Below are 13,883 nucleotides of genomic sequence, written 5' to 3'. Positions count from 1 at the left end.
ACGTCAATTAGTCTTTTGAATATCGCAATATCAATGTTCACTTGCGCAACTATGCAAGCAAAGAAACCGAAGAGCCGCGCACTGCTCGGGCAGCTCAGCGACATGGACCTGCGGCTGCTGCGGGTCTTCAAGGGCGTCGTGCAATGCGGCGGGATGGCGGCGGCCGAGCTGGAGCTGAATATCGGCATCTCGACGATCAGCCGCCACGTGAAGGATCTGGAAACGCGCCTTGGGCTCGTGCTGTGCCGGCGCGGCCGCGCGGGCTTCACGCTGACCGCCGAGGGGCAGACCGTCTACGAGGAAACGCTGCGACTGCTCGCGTCGATGGAAGCATTTCGCAGCAGGATCGACGGCATTCACGACAAGATGGGCGGAGAACTGCACGTCGCGGTGTTCGACAAGACGGCCACCAACGCGAACGCGCGGCTCGGCGACGCGATCCGCCAGTTCGCGGACGAGGCGCCCGACGTCGCGCTGAACCTGCACGTCGCGTCGATCAACGAGGTCGAGCGCGGGATCATCGACGGCAGCTATCAGGTCGGGATCATTCCCGCGCACCGCAATTCGGGCAGCCTCGTGTATTCGGAACTGTTCGACGAGCGGATGCTGCTGTACTGCGGCCGCCAGCATCCGCTGTTCGACGCGCCGCACGGCAAGCTCACGTGGACGACGATCCGCAACCACGCGTTCGCCGGGCTCGGCTTCCATTCGCCGAACATGGAGTTGAGTCACCGCGCGAAGCTCACGCGCAGCGCGACCGCGTCCGACCAGGAATCGATCGCGACGCTGATCCTGTCGGGCCGCTACCTCGGCTTCCTGCCCGACCATTACGCGGAAAGCTTCGAGAACAAGGGCTTGATGCAGCCGATCGCGCCGCACCGGTTCAACTACCGGTGCCGGTTCGTGAGCCTGCTGCGGCGCTCGCCGCGGCCGTCGCGGGCGGCGCTGCTGTTCCAGTCGTGCCTCGACGCCGCGCATGCGGCGGCGCGGCCGGCCGGCGACGGCGGCGACGCGTAGCAGCCCGGCTCAGGCTTCACCGGCGCCGCTGCCGGCTTGCGACTGACGTCGCATCCGCACCAGGAAACAGACGGCGACCAGCGCGGCCGCGAACCCGGACGCCGCGCCCACCCCGAGCGCCCAGCGCGGGCCGAGATGGTTCGCGACCCACCCCGCGACCGGCGCGCCGATCGGCGTGCCGCCGAACGCAACGGCGAGCCGCAGCGCCATCACGCGGCCGCGCATCGCCGGCTCGGTCGACAGCTGCATCAGCGCATTGGTCGACGTGGTGAACGTCATCGCGGCGATCCCGGTCAGCACGAGCGCCGCCGCGAACAGCCAGTAGCCGGGCGCAACCGCACCGAGCGTGCAGCCGATTCCGAACACGGCGGCGCCGATCCACAAGTGCCGGAACAGCGGCCGTTCGCGGCGCGCGGCGAGCAGCGCGCCCGTGATCGTGCCGACCGCCATCATCGACGACAGGATGCCGAAGCGGCGCGCATCGACGTGGAACACGCCTGCTGCCATCGTCGAGATGAACAGCGGGAAGTTCAGCCCGAACGTGCCGATCAGGAACAGCATCACGAGCGTCGCTTTCAGGTCCGGCCGATGCCAGACGTAGCGGAACCCGTCGAGCAGGCTTCCTCGCGTGCGGCCGGCACGCACGTTCTCGCGCAATTCGTCGGCGCGCAGCAGCGACAGTGACGCGAGCACCGCGACGAAGCTGACGCCGTTGAGCAGGAACGCCCAGCCCGTGCCGACCGACGCGATGACGAAGCCGGCCGCCGCCGGCCCGATCATCCGCGCGGCGTTGAACGACGTCGAATTGAGCGCGACCGCGTTGGCGAGCTCGCGGTCGCCGACCAGTTCCGCGACGAAGGTTTGCCGCACCGGCGCATCGAACGCCGACGCGCAGCCGAACAGGAACGCGAACAGATATACATGCCACAGCTGCACGACGCCGGTGACCGTCAGCAGCCCGAGCGCGATCGCGAGGCCGCCCATCAGCGCCTGCGTCGTCATCAGCAGCCGGCGCTGGTTGAAGCGGTCGGCCGCATAGCCGGTCCATGGCAGCAGCAGGAGCTGCGGGCCGAACTGCAGCGACATCACGATGCCGACGGCCGACGCGTCATGGTGCGTGAGTTGCGTGAGCACCAGCCAGTCCTGCGCGGTGCGCTGGATCCACGTGCCGACGTTGGACACCAGCGCGCCGGCTGCCCACACGCGGTAGTTGAAACTGCGCAGCGAGCGGAACACGCCCGCGGCCGGCACGCTCATGGCCGCTCCGGGCGCGCGGCGTCCCGGAATTCGGCAAGCCGCTGCAGCAACTGCACGGCCGACGCAAGTTCGGCCTGCTCGTGCGCGGACAGCTGCACGTGCAGTGCGCGGAACAGCCAGTCGTCCTTCGCCGCGCGATTGGCCTGCAGCCGCTCGCGGAACGCGGGCGTGAGCGCGATCAGCGTCTGCCGGCCGTCGGTCGGATCGGGCGCACCGCTGACCGCGCCGATCGCTTCGAGCGTCGCCACCGTCGTGCGCATCGACTGCGGGCGCACGCTTTCCGCGCGCGCGAGTGCGGACACGGTCGCGGGGCCGTCGCGGTCGAGCCGCAGCAGGACCGACTTCTGCGACGACGTGAGGTCGTTCGGATGGGTTTGCTCGCGCATCCGGCGCATCAGCTTGCTGACCGAGATGCGGAGTTCGCCGGCGAGACCGGCAAGGTGCGCTGCTTCGGGAGACGACGATTGCGTGTTCATTCGTTCACGGTAGCATATATACAGTCTAACTGTACAGTTTGCCTGTAAATATAGCATGCACGTGCAAGCTCGGCCGCTCATGCGATCGATCCCCGTTCTGCCGCCCGATCGCGCTCTGCGATAATGCGCACTTCCCGTTTCCGCTCCGCCTTTCGCCATGACGCAGCCGTCCGCCCCGCTCTCCACCGACCTGCCGCCGATTTCGTGCCTGCCCGGCGACGCGCTGCCGTGGCTGCCGATGAGCGCGGACCTGCCGGGGCTCGCGATCAAGTATCTGCATATCAATGCGGCGGAAGACACGCTGACCGCGCTGCTGAAGATGCCGGCCGGCGGCACGCTGCCGCGCCACCGTCACGACGGCGAGGTGTTCGTCCATACGTTGCAGGGCGCGTGGCGCTACCGCGAGTACGCGTGGATCGCGCAGGCCGGCTCGACGGTGCTGGAGCCGGCGGGGTCCGTGCATACGCCGGAAACGCTCGGTGCGCCGGGAGAAGACGTGATTACGCTGAACGTGATGCGCGGCGACCTCGTGCTGCTCGACGACGACGGTCGCGAGACCGCGCGCGAAAATTGCCGCGTCGCGCTGCTGCGCCAGCGCAAGCATGCGCGCACGGCGCCGCACGACGCGACGGCGTTCGTCACGCGCTGAGACGCGCGTATCGGGCGGTCATCAGGCCGTTTCCCGCTCGTCGGCCCGCGCTTCGCGCCGCACCGCCTGCGGCGGCACGCCGAACCCGCGCACGAACGCGTCGCGCAGGTGGCGCCGGTCGCGAAAGCCGTTCTCCTTCGCGATCACGTCCAGTGAATGCCGGCTCTGCTCGATCATCAATCGCGCGGCTTCGAGCCGCAGCCGCTCGATCGCTTTCGCCGGCGACTGCCCGGTCTCGAGCGTGAACACGCGGCTGAACTGGCGCGGGCTCAGGTGGACCGCGGCGGCGAGTTCCTCGACGGTCAGCGCGCGGCTCAGGTTCTGCCGCGCATAGTTCAGTGCGTTCTGGATCCGGTCGGATTTGGGCGCGAGATCGAGCATCTCCGAGTGCTGCGACTGGCCGCCCGCGCGGCGCTGGTGCATCACGAGCTTGCGCGCGACCGTGCGCGCGGCGTCCGCGCCGAGATCCTTCTCGACCATCGCGAGCGCGAGGTCGAGGCCGGCCGTCATCCCGGCCGACGTCCAGATCGGACCGTCGACGATGTAGATCCGGTCCTCCTCGACGCGAATATCCGGAAAGTGCTGCTGCATGGCGCGGCCGTACGCCCAGTGCGTCGTCGCGCGGCGCTGCGCGAGCAGCCCCGCCTCGGCGAGCACGAACGCGCCCGTGCAGATGCCGGCGATCCGCCGCGCACGCGCGTTCGTGCGGCGCAGGAACGCGACGACGCCGGCCGGCGGCGGCGACGCGAGCGGATCGTTGACGCCCGCGACGATCCACGTATCGACGTCGATGCGCCGCCCGCGCAGCGCGCGCGTGGCGACCGGCAGCCCGAGCGACGAGCGCACGTCGCCGCCGTCGACGGAATAGTTGTCCATCGCGTAGAACGGCTCGCCCGCGCCCAGGTTCGCGTACTCGAACACGGACTGCGCGGCGAGCGCCATGATCTGGAAGCCGTCGCTGATCAGGAAGCCGATTCGGTGCATGCAGGTCTCCGGTGCCGGGGCGTCGCGATCGTCATGTTCGTCGCGCTCGACCCGATGTCCGAAATCATACCCATCTACGTCATTTGTGTCGCCGCGATTCGACGCCAGAATGCAGTCACGCACTCACTTTTCCCGACACGGAGCGACATCATGACTGAAGCACATCGCGGTACCGCCGTCATTACCGGCGCATCGTCCGGCATCGGCGCGATCTACGCCGACCGGCTCGCGCGCCGCGGCTACGACCTGATCCTGGTCGCGCGCAACCGCGACCGGCTCGCGGCCCTCGCCGAGCGCATCACGAACGACACGCAGCGCAGCGTCGAGATCGTCGGCGCGGACCTCAACGACCGAGCGGCGCTCGCCGCCGTCGAGGCGAAGCTGAAGCAGGACGCGAGCATCACGCTGCTCGTGAACAATGCGGGCATCGGCACGCATGCGGCGCTGCTCGACAGCGACGTCGATGCGATGACGCGCATGATCGACCTGAACGTGACCGCGCTCGCGCGGCTGACGTACGCGGCCGTGCCCGGCTTCGTCGCGCGCGGCCGCGGCGCGGTGATCAACATCTCGTCGATCGTCGCGATCTCGCCGGAAACGCTCAATGGCGTGTACGGCGGCAGCAAGGCGTTCGTGCTCGCATTCAGCCAGTCGCTGCATCACGAGCTCGCCGACAAGGGCGTGCAGGTGCAGGCCGTGCTGCCCGGCGCGACGGCCACCGAGTTCTGGCAGACCGGCGGCCTGCCGGTCGAACACCTGCCGAAGGAGATCGTGATGTCGGCGTCGGATCTCGTCGATGCGGCGCTGGTCGGCTTCGAGCGCGGCGAACTCGTGACGATCCCGTCGCTGCATGCGGCCGACGAATGGGATGCGTACGAGGCCGCGCGGCGCACGATGGCGCCGCATTTGTCGACGGATACGCCGGCGCCGCGTTACGCGGTTGCGCGCTAGTCGGGCGGTAGCCGCGTCACGGCCCAGGTTGTCCGGGGCGCGACGCGGACTGCGTACAGCCGGTCGTTGCTGGCTTCGGCAGAGCGATTGAGACCGTGGCGGCTCGAATCCCGCGCGTTGCCGATGGATCGGCACAGGTGCTGGCGCGACGGGACACGGCCGCATCCGCGGTCGACATGTATAGGGTTCAGCTGCACCCGCCGCAGTGCATGCGCCGCGTCGGCGCATCAACCGATCAACGCGCCCCTTGCGCCGTCTCGAGCGAAGTCGCGCGCACGCCCACCAGCATTGCAATCGCACATGCGGCCAGCAGCCCGGCGATCATCAGCATCGCCGAATCCATGTTGCCGGTGCGCGTGCGGATCACGCCGACGATCCACGGCGTGATCATCCCGCTCGATACGCCGATGCTGCTGATCAGCGCGATCCCGCCGGCCGCGCCGGCCCCCGCGAAATACGCGGACGGCACGGCCCAGAACACCGGATGCGCGGCGAAGATCAGCATCGCCGCGAGCGACAGCAGTGCCATCATCGCGACGATGCTCGGCAGGTGCAGCGTCAGCAACGCAAGCGCCACCGCGCCGCCGAACGCGCACGCGGCGAAGTGCCGGCGACGTTCGCGCTTGCGGTCCGAACGACGCGCAATCGCGATCAGGCCGGCCGCGCCGATCGCGTTCGGCACGATCGACAGCAGGCTGATATGGACGACGTCGTGGATGCCGAACTCGCGAATCATCAGTGGCATCCAGAACAGCAGCATCAGCAGCGCGGTCGTCAGCGAGAAATAGATGAACGCGAACAGATAGGTGCGCGGCGCGGCCAGCACCTGCCGCAGCGACGAAGCCGTGTGCGCGGGCGCATCGGCGCGATCGGCGGCCAGGTCGGCCGCGAGCCGCTGCCGGTCGTCGTCGGACAGCCAGCGCGCGTGTTCGGGGCGGTCGCACAGCCAGAACCACGCGATCACGCCGAGCAGGATCGCGGGCGCGCCCTCGATCGCGAACATCCATTGCCAGCCGTGCAGCCCGAGCACGCCGGACATCCCGCGCATCAGCCAGCCCGACAGCAGCCCGCCGACCATCCCGGCCACCGCGACGCCCGCATAGAAGATCGACAGCACCGACGCGCGCCGGCGCGCCGGATACCAGTACGTCAGATAGAACACCACGCCCGGGAAGAAGCCGGCTTCGAACAGCCCGAGCAGGAAGCGCAACACATAGAAGTGCTTCGCGCTGTCGACGGCAATCATCGCGACCGACACCGCGCCCCACAGGAACATGATCCGCGCGAACGTGCGGCGCGCGCCGAAGCGGCGCAGCAGCGCGTTGCTCGGCACCTCGAACAGCACGTAGCCGACGAAGAACAGCACCGCGCCGAGGCTGTACATCGCATCGGTCAGGCCGAGGTCCTGCCGCATCTGCAACTGCGCGAAGCCGATGTTGCTGCGATCGAGGATCGACACGATGTAGCAGATGAACAGGAACGGCACGATCCGCATGCCGATGCGGCGGTACAGCGCGTCGTTGTCCGACGCGGGGGAGCCGGACGCAGCCGCGTGCGCGGCGTCCGCTTGCAGGGGGATTGACATCGACCGTCTCCTCGTTGGATGCGAATACGGGCCGGACACGAAACGCGATGCCGATCACCGCCGCCCGCCGGCGGCGACCGGCCGTGGCTCACGCGCGCGGCGCGGATTCGCCCTTCACGCCGAGCATCAGCGCGGCGCCGCTCAGCGCGAGCAGCGCGGCGAGCAGGTACACCGCGAGATCCATGCTGCCGGTGCGCGTGCGGATCAGCCCGATCACCCACGGGCTGACGATCCCGCTCGTGATCCCGATGCTGCTGATCAGCGCGATCCCGGCCGCGGCGGCATTGCCCGACAGGTAGCGCGTCGGCACCGCCCAGAAGATCGGCAGCGCGGCGAAGATCAGCGTCGCCGCGATCGACAGGCACGCGAGCATCGCCGCGAAGCTGTGCAGGTGCAGCGTCAGTGCGGCCAGTGCGAGCCCGCCGCCGATCGTGCAGCACGCGAAGTGCTTGCGGCGCTCGCCGGTGCGGTCCGAGCGGCGCGCGATCAGGATCAGCCCGATCGCGCCGACCGCGTTCGGCACGACCGTGTACAGGCTCACGGCGACGACGTCGGTCACGCCGAAGTCGCGAATCATCAGCGGCATCCAGAAATTGAGCGTCAGCGATGCGCAGGTCAGCGAGAAGTAGATGAACGCGAACAGATAGACGCGCGGGTTCGCGAGCGCGGCGATCAGGCTGCGCTTGTCGTGCGCGCCGTGCGCATGCCCTTCGGCGCACAGCGCCGCGACGCGCGCCTTTTCATCGGACGTGAGCCACGCGGCATCCTGCGGCCGATCGACCAGGTACGTGAACGCCAGGAACGCGAGCACGATCGCCGGCGCGCCTTCGATCGCGAACATCCACTGCCAGCCGTGCAGCCCGAGCACGCCGCTCAGGTCGCGCATGATCCAGCCCGACATCAGGCCGCCCAGCACACCCGCGACCGCGACGCCCGCAAAGAACACCGAGATCGCCGCCGCGCGCCGGTTCGCCGGGAACCAGTAGGTCAGGTACAGCACGATGCCCGGAAAGAAGCCGGCCTCGAACACGCCGAGCAGGAAGCGCAGCACGTAGAAATGCGACGACTGCGACACGAACATCATCCCGGTCGACGCGAGGCCCCACAGCAGCATGATCCGCGTGAACGTGCGGCGCGCGCCGAAGCGCGCGAGCAGCAGATTGCTCGGCACCTCGCAGCACACGTAGCCGACGTAGAACACCGCGGCGCCGAGGCCGTACATCGCATCGCTGAAGCCGAGATCGTGCTTCATCTGCAACTGCGCGAAGCCGATGTTGATGCGGTCGAGGAACGACACCACGTAGCAGAGGAACAGGAACGGCACGATGCGCCACGCGATCTTGCGGAACAGCAGCGCGTCGCCGGCATCGTCTGCGGATACGGACGCCGACGCGGATTCGTAGCGGGAAGCCGGCGCCGCGACACTCGCGTGCGCGACCGCCGCTTCGGCGGGAAGCGATTGGGGCATGTCTCTCTCCAAACGGGCCGCGCGATTCGAGCGCGCAGCAGTCTCCGAGGGCGTGCGTGCGCCCTGCTTTCTTGTGAGATCGGAATGGGGCTCCGTGAAGCGCGGCTCAACGCGAGCGACGCCGTTCAAGGGCCTTCAGCAAAACGGCGGGACGTCCGCCCGGACGCCCGGCCGCCGCGACGCGCTCAGTCCTGCAGCGCGTCCCACATTTCCTTGTCGCGCTGCGCGGTCCAGATGCGCGGATGCGTGATGCCGCTCGCCTCGTCGAATGCGCGCGACACGTCGAACGGCAGGCAGTGCTCGTAGATGAACACATGGCCGAACTTCGGATCCATCGCTTCGCGCGTGAGCGCCATCGACGCCTTCAGGTCGAGCTTGCGCTCGACGGCCTTGCGGCCCTGCTCGAGCAGCGTCGTCACGAAGTCCTTCGTGTAGTCGAGACCCTTGTTCACTTCAGCCGGATTCAGCAGCGCGGGGCCGCGGCCCGGCACGAGCTTGTCGGCGCCGAGCGCGCGCAACGCCTCCAGCGTGGCCGGCCACTGTTCGAGCTGGGCGTCGCCGCAATAGCAGGCCGCGTCGTATTCGACGAGGTCGCCGGAGAACAGCACCTTCTGCGACGGCAGCCACACGATCGTGTCGCCCTTCGTGTGGCCGGAGCCGACGTGCATGATCTTCACTGCGAGCTTGCCGAGAAACAGCGTGATCTCGCGCTCGAACACGAGCGTCGGCCAGGTCAGGCCCGGCACCGTCTCGACGCCCGCGAACAGACGCGGGAAGCGCTCGATCTCCGACTTCATGTCGGCCTCGCCGCGCTCGACGATCATTTCGTAGGTGCCGCGGCTCGCGATCACGTGCTGCGCGCCTTCGGCGAAATAGGCGGATGCGCCGAGCACGCGCACCGCGTGGTAATGCGACAGCACGACGTGCTTGATCGGCTTGTCGGTCACGCTGCGGATCTTCGCGATCAGGTCCTGCGCCATCGCGGGCGTCGCGGTCGTGTCGACGATCAGCACGCTGTCGTCGCCGACGATCACGCCCGAGTTCGGGTCGCCTTCGGCGGTGTATGCGTACGCGTTCTCGGACAGCTGCGTCCAGGTGACTTTCTTCTCTTCCAGATCGGCTTGGGAGGCGAATGCTTTGGCCATTGTGCGTTCCGTGGCTGCGAGCCATGTGTTGACGGGGATGAGCGGATCATCGACCTGCGGCGATTATTTGTCAATGACAAAGTCGCTTGCTATTGTCTAATACGGGTAAACCTGCGGGCTGCCGCGTGAAATGGCGTCGGATACCATGCGGGGTTTCGTCATCGGAAGAATCATCGCGTGCAGAACCACGAAGTCAGCGCAGACGACGCGCCAGCGAAGGCGCAGCGCGGGATCCAGAGCGTCGAGGTCGGCGGCCGGCTGCTCGACGCGCTCGCGCGCCGGCGCAAGCCGCTCGGGCTGTCGGAGCTGGCGGCCGCGGCCGACCTGTCGACCGCGCAGGCGCACACTTATCTGGTGAGCCTCACGCGGCTCGCGCTCGTGAAACGCGACGCGCTCACCGGCAACTACGAGCCGGGGCCGCTGTCGCTGCGGCTCGGGCTGATGTCGATCGAGCGGCAGCCGGCGTATCGCGCGGCGCTGCCGCACGCGGCGCGGCTCGCGGAAGCGGTCGGGCTCAGCGTCGCGCTGTCGGTACCCGGCGCGCTCGGGCCGACGATCGTGCGCATCGAGCGCGGCGGCTATCCGCTGCACGTGAACCTGCACGTCGGGTCGGTGATGTCGCTCGACACGACAGCCACCGGCCGCGTGTTCCGCGCGTTCGGCGAGCCCGCGCAACTCGACGCGATGGCGGCGAGTCAGGCCGGCGCCGGCGACACGCTCGCGGGCGCCGAAGGCGATCGGCCGACGTCCGATGCCGGCGCGTGGCAGGCCGAACTCGACGCGATCCGCGCACGCGGCATCGAGCGCGGCGTCGATCGGCCGAGCCCGGGCGTCAGCGCGATGAGCGTGCCGGTGCTGGATGCGGACGGACGCCTGCAACTCGCGCTGACGGTCATCGGTTCGACCGGGTCGATCGACGTCGGCTGGGATGGCCCGATCGCGACGGCGCTGCGCGATGCGGCGCGGCAGGCGACCGCGTCGCTCGACGCAGCGCACGACGTGCCGCCGCTCGTGCCGGGGTCGACCGCCCTTTCGACGGCCCAGCGCATGCCGCCCGCGCTCGCCGACGACGCGAAGACGCAGCGCGGCATCAACGCACTCGACAGCACCGGCGACCTGCTGCTCGCGCTCGTATCGGCTGGCCGCGCGCTGCCGCTGCGCGATCTCGCGGCGGCAGCCGGGATGCCGGCCGCGAAGGCGTTTCCGCATCTGGTGAGCTTGCAGAAAATCGGCCTGCTGAGCCGCGACGACGACGGCTGCTTCGGCGGCGGCCCGCTCGGCCAGGCGCTCGGGCTGATCGCGATGCAGCGCGTGTCGCCGACGCGCGACGCGGAAGCGGAAATCGTCGCGCTGGCCGGTGCGACCGACATGAGCGTGGCCGCCGCGACGCTCGGTCCGCTCGGGCCGACCGTGATCCGGCTCGAGGAATCGGCGCGGCCGCAGCACGTGAGCCTGCAGGTCGGCACGGTGATGTCGCTCGTGAATACGGCGATCGGACGGATCTTCGCGGCCGGCATGTCCGACGACGTGCTGGCCGGCCTGCTGGCCGACGAGCCGGTGCGCCTCGCCGGCCGCGCGACGCAGCTCGACGATGCGTTCCGCGCGCGGCTCGCCGCGATTCGTGCGGATGAGCTCGATTTCGCGTTCGACGCGCCGGTGCCGGGCATCGGGACGATCGCCGCGCCCGTGTTCGATCACACCGGCAGCATCCGGCTCGTGATCGCGATCATCGGCTCGTCGCGCGGCTTCCCGCGCGGGCCCGACAGCGACCTCGCGCATACGCTGGTCGCCGCGACGCGCCGCCTGTCGTGGCGGTTCGGGTGGATCGGCGGGTAATCGCCGCCGCGCCGCCGGCCCCTCTCCGCAGCCTCGCTTTCCCTTCCCCTTTGCTGCGCGTCAACGCGGGAACCGTGCTTCGGCGCGGGTCTCGTCACGCCGGTTCGCCATGCAAAGGCCGGCGCGGCTCATCGCGACACCCGTTGCGCGACAGCAACACAAAGTGTCAGGAATTCTCATATAACGAAATCGCATTTCACAAAGCGGTGACGTTCCTCTATGATTAGGGTTATCCCTAACTCACCACCTATATGGGGCTTCGTCATGCAAACGTCTAATGTCTCCGATCGTTCCACCCAATCCGCTGGCTGGCTCGCACGTGTTGGCGAACTGCTTGCAGAAGCATGGGCACTCCACCTCGAGAACTGCGAAGTCATCGCCGAAGCGCACGCACGTCTGCCGCGCTGAACGCAGCGACCGGCCGCCGTCCGGCGGCACGCTATCCGGTTGATCCGCTGCCGGGACGCGCGCCGAAAGGCCGCCGCGTCCGGCATCGGTGCAGTTGGCAGGTATCAGTAAAAAGGGCTGAATGGCCCTGATGTGAATGCGCTCACGCGACGTGGGCGCGCTGATGGCGTTGCAGTGGCCGCGCCTGCTGTGCCGCTGCGGCGGGAACCGCGCCGGCTTGCGGGATTGCCCGCCGTCCGTTGTGCATTGCGCATTGCGCAGTCGCGGCGTGTCGCGTCATCGGGCGAACCGTGTCATCTGCGGTCGAGCCCTGTCGCTCCCCCGTCGGCCCCTTCGCACCACTCGTCGCGCCCTGTCGGATTGCTGCTCGCGCCGTATCGCACCGCTCATTGCGCCGCATCGCACTTTTCCGGGCGCGGTCGCGACGGAAGAATCATCCTGTTTCTCTGTCTAGTGGATTGGCCCGCCTGAATCCGGCTCCGCGTCCCGCGCACCGGCCGTTCCAGCCCGATTACGCCCCTCTTCTTCACTACGGCCGCGAACCCGCGACCACGACGCTCCGCGGCCTGCGGCCGCCACGTCACACCTGAATCGACGGCACGTCCTTCATGCACCGCAGCGCGAACATCGAGCGGCTGTGCCGGATGCTCGAAATCCTGTACAGCTTCTCGCGCAGAAAGCGCTCATATCCGGCGGTACCGTCCACCGCGACCTTGATCCAGTAGTCGTATTCGCCCGACACCAGATACGCCTCGAGCACCTCCGGCAGCGCCGCGAGTTCCGCGCCGAAACGGGCCAGCGCGTCGTCCTCGTGGCGATCGAGCGTGACTTCGAGGATCACGATGTCCGCATAGCCGAGCATGCGCTGGTTGACGAGCGCGACGTAGCCGTCGATGTAGCCGTCGAGTTCGAGCTGCCGCGTGCGGTTCCAGCATGCGGTGGTCGACATGCCGATCTGTTCGGCCAGTTCGGCGTTCGACAGACGCGCATTTTTTTGCAGTGCACCGAGGATCTTGCGGTCCTGGTTGTCGAGGGTTTTCGGCGTGCGTTCGCGGGTTGCCATGATAGGAAGAATCTTCTACTGAAAATCCAAATTCTAGCTGAACAGAATTCCGGTTTCAGACTGATTTTGCTGGAAAACAGGAAGCCTTTTAACCGGCCGGCTTGATACATTTTCTCCATGCCTGTCGTCCGGCACGCTCCCCGCGACAACCCCTTCGCACGGGAGGCCCGGCCGCAATCACGAGTTGCGGCGCCGGACACGCAGGCATGCAATGTCCCGCCTCCCGCGCGCCTATCCGGTTGCACGGGCCGGCGCCTGATCCTCCGTTTCCGCACTTCCGTCATGTCGTTCAGGCTTTATCTGTCGTTCGTCGCCGCATCCGCCGTCCTCATCTACGCCCCCGGCCCCGTCAACCTCCTCACGATGAATCACGCGTTGCGCGCCGGCTGGCGCCGCGCGCTGCCGTGCGTGTGGGGCGGCACGCTCGCCGTGCTGCTGCAACTCGCGCTGACCGCGCTGTGCCTGAATTCGCTGGTCCACCTCGACGAGCACGCGCTGACCGTGCTGCGCTGGGCCGGCGCCGCTTACCTCGTCTGGCTCGGCTGCAAGCAATGGCTCAGCCGCGCGCCGGCCGCGGCAGCCGCCGCATCGGCAGAAGCCGGCGGCACGGCTGCCGACGACAGCGACGGCGACACCGGACGCGCGCTGTTCTGGCGCGGCGTCGCGACGTCCGGCCTGAACCCGAAGACGCTGCTGTTCTTCCCGTCGTTCTTTCCTCAGTTCATCGTCCCGGACGCGGACTGGAGCCTGAACGCGCAATTCCTGCTGCTCGCGGCGACCTTCACGGTGCTGTTCGCCGGCGGCGTCGCGTCGATGGCGCTGTTCTCGCACCGGCTGAGCCGCGCGTTGCAGCGCCCGGCGCGGATGCGCGCGATGAATCGCGTGACGGGCGGGCTGCTGGTCGGGATGGGCGCGATCATGGTCGGCTGGAACTGAACGGCCGGGCACGGCTGCCGTCAGGCGCGGTCGTTCCGCGCGGCAGCCGCACGCCGCGTCATGCCGCCCGGCGCGCGGCCGGTACAATCGCGCGATGTCCGAACTGCT

General features: G+C 68.5%; 12 protein-coding genes. 5 read left to right on the top strand and 7 right to left on the bottom strand.

The genetic code is table 11. From position 1 onward, the window contains the following. The first annotated feature begins 51 nt into the window (after window positions 1-51). Entirely contained in the window at window positions 52-1,017 is a 966-nt protein-coding gene (locus Q3A80_RS10145) for a LysR family transcriptional regulator (RefSeq protein WP_446328910.1), read from the top strand. Window positions 1,018-1,026: 9 nt separating this feature from the next. Here Q3A80_RS10145 and Q3A80_RS10140 read toward each other — a convergent pair whose 3' ends face one another. Together Q3A80_RS10140 and Q3A80_RS10135 are read right to left on the bottom strand one after the other, a co-directional pair. Continuing rightward, a complete protein-coding gene (locus tag Q3A80_RS10140; RefSeq protein WP_446328909.1) occupies window positions 1,027-2,274 on the bottom strand; it encodes an MFS transporter in 1,248 nt (415 codons plus the stop codon). Then, the gene (locus Q3A80_RS10135) at window positions 2,271-2,750 is read right to left on the bottom strand and encodes a MarR family winged helix-turn-helix transcriptional regulator (RefSeq protein WP_446328908.1); all 480 of its coding nucleotides are present in this window, start codon (window positions 2,748-2,750) and stop codon (window positions 2,271-2,273) included. Before Q3A80_RS10135 ends, Q3A80_RS10140 begins: the two co-directional genes overlap by 4 nt. A gap of 157 nt (window positions 2,751-2,907) precedes the next feature. Between Q3A80_RS10135 and Q3A80_RS10130 the strand changes: the two genes are divergently transcribed. Next, window positions 2,908-3,399, top strand: a complete 492-nt coding sequence (locus tag Q3A80_RS10130; protein ID WP_446328907.1) for a 2,4'-dihydroxyacetophenone dioxygenase family protein — start codon at window positions 2,908-2,910, stop codon at window positions 3,397-3,399. Between the two features lie 21 nt (window positions 3,400-3,420). Here Q3A80_RS10130 and Q3A80_RS10125 read toward each other — a convergent pair whose 3' ends face one another. After that, on the bottom strand, window positions 3,421-4,383 hold the full coding sequence (locus Q3A80_RS10125; protein WP_446328906.1) for a GlxA family transcriptional regulator: 963 nt from the start codon (window positions 4,381-4,383) through the stop codon (window positions 3,421-3,423). A gap of 150 nt (window positions 4,384-4,533) precedes the next feature. On the opposite strand from Q3A80_RS10125, the gene Q3A80_RS10120 reads away from it, so the two are divergent. After that, window positions 4,534-5,334, top strand: coding sequence for an SDR family NAD(P)-dependent oxidoreductase (locus Q3A80_RS10120; protein WP_446328905.1), 801 nt, complete (start codon window positions 4,534-4,536; stop codon window positions 5,332-5,334). A 235-nt stretch (window positions 5,335-5,569) separates the two neighbouring features. On the opposite strand, the gene Q3A80_RS10115 is transcribed toward Q3A80_RS10120, so the two are convergent. From Q3A80_RS10115 to Q3A80_RS10105, 3 genes are all read right to left on the bottom strand, one after another. Next, on the bottom strand, window positions 5,570-6,919 hold the full coding sequence (locus tag Q3A80_RS10115; protein ID WP_446328904.1) for an MFS transporter: 1,350 nt from the start codon (window positions 6,917-6,919) through the stop codon (window positions 5,570-5,572). An 88-nt stretch (window positions 6,920-7,007) separates the two neighbouring features. Further along, window positions 7,008-8,387: an MFS transporter gene (locus tag Q3A80_RS10110; protein ID WP_446328903.1), complete on the bottom strand. Its 1,380-nt coding sequence runs from the start codon at window positions 8,385-8,387 to the stop codon at window positions 7,008-7,010. A gap of 185 nt (window positions 8,388-8,572) precedes the next feature. After that, window positions 8,573-9,532 carry an MBL fold metallo-hydrolase gene (locus Q3A80_RS10105; RefSeq protein ID WP_446328902.1) on the bottom strand — a complete coding sequence of 320 codons (960 nt, stop codon included), beginning with the start codon at window positions 9,530-9,532 and terminating at the stop codon, window positions 8,573-8,575. Between the two features lie 177 nt (window positions 9,533-9,709). On the opposite strand from Q3A80_RS10105, the gene Q3A80_RS10100 reads away from it, so the two are divergent. Next, entirely contained in the window at window positions 9,710-11,368 is a 1,659-nt protein-coding gene (locus Q3A80_RS10100; protein WP_446328901.1) for an IclR family transcriptional regulator, read from the top strand. Window positions 11,369-12,356: 988 nt separating this feature from the next. Here Q3A80_RS10100 and Q3A80_RS10095 read toward each other — a convergent pair. Then, complete coding sequence (locus Q3A80_RS10095) at window positions 12,357-12,839, bottom strand: Lrp/AsnC family transcriptional regulator (protein ID WP_006755380.1); 483 nt, start codon at window positions 12,837-12,839, stop codon at window positions 12,357-12,359. Window positions 12,840-13,121: 282 nt separating this feature from the next. Between Q3A80_RS10095 and Q3A80_RS10090 the strand changes: the two genes are divergently transcribed. Further along, entirely contained in the window at window positions 13,122-13,775 is a 654-nt protein-coding gene (locus tag Q3A80_RS10090; protein ID WP_446328900.1) for a LysE family translocator, read from the top strand. Window positions 13,776-13,883 lie beyond the last annotated feature (108 nt).

The sequence above is a fragment of the Burkholderia sp. SR8 genome, from assembly GCF_052851275.1.
The sequence above is the reverse complement of the archived record's forward strand: the minus strand, read 5'-3'. Positions and strand labels throughout refer to the sequence as shown.

Coding starts and splice junctions, on each gene's coding strand:
- Q3A80_RS10105 (WP_446328902.1), bottom strand. CDS start 9,532: ATGGCCAAAGCATTCGCCTCCCAAGCCGATCTGGAAGAGAAGAAAGTC.
- Q3A80_RS10145 (WP_446328910.1), top strand. CDS start 52: ATGCAAGCAAAGAAACCGAAGAGCCGCGCACTGCTCGGGCAGCTCAGC.
- Q3A80_RS10115 (WP_446328904.1), bottom strand. CDS start 6,919: ATGTCAATCCCCCTGCAAGCGGACGCCGCGCACGCGGCTGCGTCCGGC.
- Q3A80_RS10140 (WP_446328909.1), bottom strand. CDS start 2,274: ATGAGCGTGCCGGCCGCGGGCGTGTTCCGCTCGCTGCGCAGTTTCAAC.
- Q3A80_RS10120 (WP_446328905.1), top strand. CDS start 4,534: ATGACTGAAGCACATCGCGGTACCGCCGTCATTACCGGCGCATCGTCC.
- Q3A80_RS10125 (WP_446328906.1), bottom strand. CDS start 4,383: ATGCACCGAATCGGCTTCCTGATCAGCGACGGCTTCCAGATCATGGCG.
- Q3A80_RS10110 (WP_446328903.1), bottom strand. CDS start 8,387: ATGCCCCAATCGCTTCCCGCCGAAGCGGCGGTCGCGCACGCGAGTGTC.
- Q3A80_RS10135 (WP_446328908.1), bottom strand. CDS start 2,750: ATGAACACGCAATCGTCGTCTCCCGAAGCAGCGCACCTTGCCGGTCTC.
- Q3A80_RS10090 (WP_446328900.1), top strand. CDS start 13,122: ATGTCGTTCAGGCTTTATCTGTCGTTCGTCGCCGCATCCGCCGTCCTC.
- Q3A80_RS10095 (WP_006755380.1), bottom strand. CDS start 12,839: ATGGCAACCCGCGAACGCACGCCGAAAACCCTCGACAACCAGGACCGC.
- Q3A80_RS10130 (WP_446328907.1), top strand. CDS start 2,908: ATGACGCAGCCGTCCGCCCCGCTCTCCACCGACCTGCCGCCGATTTCG.